The 4,065-nt window shown below is 69.0% G+C and carries 7 protein-coding genes; 5 read left to right on the top strand and 2 right to left on the bottom strand.

The annotated features are described in order from the left end of the window. The 3 genes from WA805_RS15225 to WA805_RS15215 all read left to right on the top strand — a co-directional run. A partial coding sequence (locus WA805_RS15225; protein ID WP_425242642.1) for a fumarylacetoacetate hydrolase family protein occupies positions 1 to 476 on the top strand: 476 nt, incomplete at its 5' end. Between the two features lie 57 nt (positions 477 to 533). Next, positions 534 to 1,736, top strand: coding sequence for an alpha/beta hydrolase family protein (locus tag WA805_RS15220; protein WP_425242641.1), 1,203 nt, complete (start codon positions 534 to 536; stop codon positions 1,734 to 1,736). Continuing rightward, a complete protein-coding gene (locus tag WA805_RS15215; protein WP_422285462.1) occupies positions 1,712 to 1,936 on the top strand; it encodes an FAD-dependent oxidoreductase in 225 nt (74 codons plus the stop codon). Before WA805_RS15220 ends, WA805_RS15215 begins: the two co-directional genes overlap by 25 nt. Here WA805_RS15215 and WA805_RS15210 read toward each other — a convergent pair. Further along, positions 1,849 to 2,034 carry a hypothetical protein gene (locus WA805_RS15210; protein ID WP_425242643.1) on the bottom strand — a complete coding sequence of 62 codons (186 nt, stop codon included), beginning with the start codon at positions 2,032 to 2,034 and terminating at the stop codon, positions 1,849 to 1,851. The genes WA805_RS15215 and WA805_RS15210 overlap by 88 nt on opposite strands. On the opposite strand from WA805_RS15210, the gene WA805_RS15205 reads away from it, so the two are divergent. Further along, entirely contained in the window at positions 1,988 to 2,113 is a 126-nt protein-coding gene (locus WA805_RS15205) for a hypothetical protein (protein WP_425242640.1), read from the top strand. The two genes, WA805_RS15210 and WA805_RS15205, sit on opposite strands and share 47 nt — an antisense overlap. A gap of 84 nt (positions 2,114 to 2,197) precedes the next feature. Here the strand turns inward: WA805_RS15205 and WA805_RS15200 are convergent, their stop codons facing one another. Further along, positions 2,198 to 2,692 (bottom strand): cupin domain-containing protein, encoded by a 495-nt coding sequence (locus WA805_RS15200; RefSeq protein ID WP_422285461.1) that lies wholly within the window; start codon positions 2,690 to 2,692, stop codon positions 2,198 to 2,200. Positions 2,693 to 2,801: 109 nt separating this feature from the next. On the opposite strand from WA805_RS15200, the gene WA805_RS15195 reads away from it, so the two are divergent. After that, the gene (locus tag WA805_RS15195) at positions 2,802 to 3,734 is read left to right on the top strand and encodes a LysR family transcriptional regulator (protein ID WP_425240598.1); all 933 of its coding nucleotides are present in this window, start codon (positions 2,802 to 2,804) and stop codon (positions 3,732 to 3,734) included. Positions 3,735 to 4,065: the final 331 nt, after the last annotated feature.

Genomic DNA, 4,065 nt, shown 5'->3' with positions numbered 1-4,065 from the left:
GGGACCTGCAGCGACGCGAGATGAAGGTGATGCTCGGCCCGGCCAAAGGCAAGGATTCCGCCACCACACTCGGCCCCTGGCTGGTCACCGCGGACGAGCTTGAGCCGTACCGGGACACCGACGGATTCCTCGCCCTTGACCTGCGCGCGTTCGTCAACGGCGAGCTGGTCGGGCAGGACCTGCTGTCCAACATGGGCTGGCCGTTCGAGGAGCTCATCGCTTACGCCTCGCGAGGCACCGAGGTCCGGGCCGGCGACGTACTCGGCTCAGGTACCTGTGGTAACGGCGGCTGCCTCGCCGAACTGTGGGGCCGCAGGGGGCGCATCGACCCGCCGCCACTACGCCCGGGTGACGTGGTCGAGCTGACGGTCGAGGGAATCGGCACGGTGCGCAACCGCGTGGTCGCGGGGCTCGCGCTGCCGCCGGTGCGCGAAGCACGCGCCCGTTCGGTACCTCGGGTGAGGAAGCGCGGATGAGCGGCGGCTACCGCATCCGCGCGGCGGTGACCAGCTGTATGAAAGGGAGCGGCAACGGTGTTCGAGTACTTTCCCGGTAATTACGCGTGGAACCTGGCGGTAGTCGCCGCACTGAACAGCGGCGGGCTGATCGACGAGGTCGACCGGGCCTGCCGGCCGATCCGCGAGGCGGCGGCGCGCGGTGAGGACGCAGGTACCGCGGACTTCCTCGCAGCCTGGACGGACCTCACCGACCAGCTCGAAGCGCGGGCTGAGGCCGCGCTAGCGGCCGGGCACGGAAGAACCGCGGGCGACCTGTACTTCCGGGCTACCAACTACCTGTGCAACGCCGAGCGGATGCAGAGCGCCTCATCGCCTGGCCGCGTCCAGGTGTACCGGCGGGTCCTGGGACTCGCGCAGCAGGCCATGGAGCACCGCGACCCGCTGGTGACGCGGGTGGCGGTGCCTTATGAGGGCACCACCCTGCCCGGCTACTTCAGCCAGGCGCCGGGCGCCGCCGCGGGCCCGGTCCCGGTGATGATCCTGTGGAACGGGCTCGACTCCACCAAGGAGCACATGTACATCTCCTCGCACTGGGCCGAGCTAGCCGCCCGGGGCATCTCCTGCCTGATGATCGACTGCCCGGGCTCCGGGGAGGCGCTGCGGCTGCAGGGTCTCACCGCCCGGGTCGATACCGAAGCCTGGGCGGCGGCTTGCGTCGACTACCTGCTGACGCGTCCCGACGTGGACGCGGCGCGGATCGGGCTGGCTGGCTGGTCGCTCGGCGGCTACTTCGCGCCGCGGGCTGCCGCATTCGAGAAGCGGCTGGCACTCGTAGTGGCGTGGGGAGCAAACCACAACTGGGGCGCCGTGCAGCGGCGGCGGCTGGAGCGCGAGGGCGAACGGCCGGTGCCGCACTACTGGGAACACGTGCTGTGGGTGTGGGGACAGCCGGATCTCGACACCTTCATCAAGTTCGCCGACCAGGTCCACCTAGACGGCGTCGTGTCGCACATCAGCGTGCCGTTCCTGATCTGCCATGGGGAGAACGACCGGCAGATCCCACTGGAGTACGCGCACCGCTCCTATGACCAGGCGACGGCCAGTCCTCGCCGGGAACTGCGGATCTTCACGGCGGCCGAGGGCGGCGCCGAGCACATCGGACTCGACCACCTGCCGTACGTCAGTGCGTACGTCGCGGACTGGGTCAGCGACGCGTTCCGCTCCCTGCCAGACGCCGCCCCCAGCGCAACCGAATGCCGCCCGGAGGAACCCGCGTGAATACTGTCCCTCCCAGGCGCGGACGCGTTGCCGTCGTCGGCGCCGGGCCGGCTGGCATGGCTACCGCCTTGTCGGTGCACCAGGCCGGCCATGACGTGACCTTGCTTGAGCGCTACCCGCAGGCGCGCCCCGCGGGCAACATCCTCAACCAGTCACCGAGTGCCGCGCCGGTCAGCAGTACCGCGAAGGTGATCGAATAGGCGTTCACTGTCCACTCCAGGCTGGACAGCGAGGCGTGCAGGTGGGTGCGGATGACCAGGACCGCAGTCGTGACGACCAGGTTGTCCAGGGTGACCATGAACAGCGCGATCGACGTGATCGCGAATGCCCAGGCCGTGCGGTTGTTCGTGTGTCTTGCTCCAGACGGTGTGCGGTGATGACCGGGCTGCGGCGCTGGGGTTGGGGTGGTGCGGACCGGGTACCGGCCGCCTCGGCGATGAGCTTCTCGCTTCCTGGTGCGGTCAGGCGGCCGCGCGGGCGCGTTGCCAGGCGGGGCTGTCGAGGAAGTGGGTATCGAAGCGGTCTTGCAGCCCGAGCAGCAGCCCGGGCTGCTCGCTGCCCTGCCGGCGCCGGACGACGTGGCGGAAGTAGTCGAATCGTTCGATGCCGGGAGTGGCGATGATCAGCGCCTCGGCGGTCGAGTTGTGATGGGCGGCGAACGCGTGCGGCGCGCCGGGAGGGACGACCAGCAGATCACCGGTGCGCGCGGTGACGATGTTGTCGTCGACCAGCAGGTCGAACGCGCCGTCGAGGATGTAGAACAGCTCGGAGGAATGGTCATGCCGGTGCGGCACAGCGCCATCTGCGCCGCGGCCGAGCGCGACGCGGTGGCTGGTCAGCGCCCCTGCGGTGGCGCTGCTGTCGGCCAGCAGCACGTGCCCGATGAGGTCGAGGCGTTCGGCTTCCCCGGCGCGAATCAGCACGGGCGGGTACGGGCGGTTGGGTGTCGATGACATGGTCCAGGCTCTCCTTGGCGCATCGCGGGTGGTGTTCATTCAGGGTTGCGGAGATCCAAGCATCGGTCCAACACTTTGCTCCGCTGTTCAGAATCGATACAGTCGATAGATGGAGCTTCGGCAGCTAGCCCACTTCGTCGCGGTCGCGGAGGAATTGCATTTCACCCGTGCCGCAGCCCGGGTGCACGTAGTCCAGTCCAGCCTGAGCGCGTCTATCCACGCGCTCGAACGCGAGATGGGCGCCCCGCTGTTCGTGCGCGACAGTCGGCGCGTGATGCTTACCCAGGCGGGCCGCGCGCTGCTGCCGGCGGCCCGTCGCGCGCTCATCGCAGCAGACGAGGGTCGAGATGCCGTGGCCGGCATCCGCGGCGCCCTGCGCGGCCAGCTGCACGTCGGAGCAATCCAGACCCTCGCAGTGATAGACCTGCCGGCCCTGCTGGCTACCTTCCGCCGGGCCCATCCCGGCGTCACCATCCGGCTCAGCCACGACGCCGCACCGGTGCTAGCCCGCGCGGCCGCCGACGCCCAGCTGGACATCGCCTTCATCGACGGCCCCACCGACCCCGCCGCCCTGACCCGCATCGAGATCGGCCACGACGACCTGATCCTCGCCGTCCCGCAGGGCGACCCGCTGGCCAGACGGGCCAGCATCGAACTTGCCGATCCTGCGTTGCGCGAGCGTGACTTCGTCGACTACCGGGCCGACTCCGGGCTGCACGCCCAGATCGACGTCGCCTGCGCCGCCGCCGGGCTCGCCCGGCGCACCGTCTGCGAAGCGCAGAACATGCAGTACCTCGCCGAACTCGTCCAGCACGGGCTCGGTATCTCGGTTCTGCCCCCGATGAGCGTGCGCGCGGTCACCGCGCAGGTCTCGACCATCCGCATCACGCCGCCGCTACGCCGCGACATCTGCGCGGTGGTCGCCGCCAGGCGCCCGCCCACTGGAGCCGCACAAGCCCTGCTTGACATTCTCGCGGCCGATGTCAGCAGCCGACGCGGGCAATCCGAGAACCGATCGTCAGGCAAGACGCCCTCGGGGTGACCAGGACAGCAGCAGTAACTGCGCAACCCACGATCCGACGCCCTCACCGCGGACCACCGTCCAGCACGAAGTCCGTGGTCAGAGCTATAGGGATCATGTACGTAAGGTGCGAGTCGGCCCTCGGACACATATGCAACTCTCTGACCTGCGGTTATCTGTTTCCCGTTATGGGTCAGGTGCGCAACGTCGCAGGTCACAGCCATGGGGGTGCAAGTCCCTCTCGGACATGTCCTTACGTACATGCTGAGAGACGGCATAGTGGGAGGCAGGCCAGCGACCGCTGTCCGTACCGGTTCGCGGGCACGCAGAATTCACGCGGGAGGCATGGCGT

Source organism: Trebonia sp., assembly GCF_049794275.1.
Classification (GTDB): domain Bacteria; phylum Actinomycetota; class Actinomycetes; order Streptosporangiales; family Streptosporangiaceae; genus Trebonia.
Note: the sequence above shows the minus strand (reverse complement) of the source record. Positions and strands in the feature narration are given on the sequence as shown.